The sequence below is a fragment of the Lactobacillus sp. C449L genome, from assembly GCF_059900815.1.
In genome coordinates this window covers 1-475 of the sequence record NZ_JBWXGA010000158.1, presented here as the reverse complement: position 1 = coordinate 475, position 475 = coordinate 1, and the positions used below count along the sequence as shown (strand labels likewise).

The 475-nt window shown below is 73.9% G+C and carries 1 protein-coding gene; it reads right to left on the bottom strand.

Annotated features, from left to right (window positions below; translation table 11 throughout):
• Positions 1-52: 52 nt before the first annotated feature.
• A partial coding sequence (locus AC2JF9_RS08795) for a cytochrome b (RefSeq protein ID WP_500727004.1) occupies positions 53-475 on the bottom strand: 423 nt, incomplete at its 5' end.

Here is a 475-nt window from a genome sequence, read left to right as displayed (position 1 = left end):
GCTGCTCCCCCGGCCCGCCGGAGGAGGGGCCGCGCCGGGCGATCGCCACCTTTCAAGCCGCGTCGCGCGGCACCGAAGGCGACCCGTCGGGGCTGCGGAACGGCGGCATCCGGCCGGCGACGCGGGCCCGCTTCCCGTCGATGAACTGGTGCTTCAGGGCGGCCGCGGCGTGAATGGCGACGAGGAGGATGGTGACCGTGACCAGCGTTTCGTGGACGTCGCCCATCAGCGCGCCGAGCGCTTCAGACACGCCCGGCACGGTCGGGAAGGGGATGCCGCCCGCCAGGGTGGTCGTGCCGCCGGGGCCGTCGGAAATGGCCATGAGGCCGGTCAGCGGCAGCGCGATCAGCAGGACATAGAAGGCGCGGTGGTTCCAGACCGCGGCGATCCGCTCCCAGCGCGGCAGCTCCGGCGGGAAAGGCGGCGGACGGTGGCGGAGGCGCCACGCGAGCCGGAAGACCGACAGGAGCAGGAT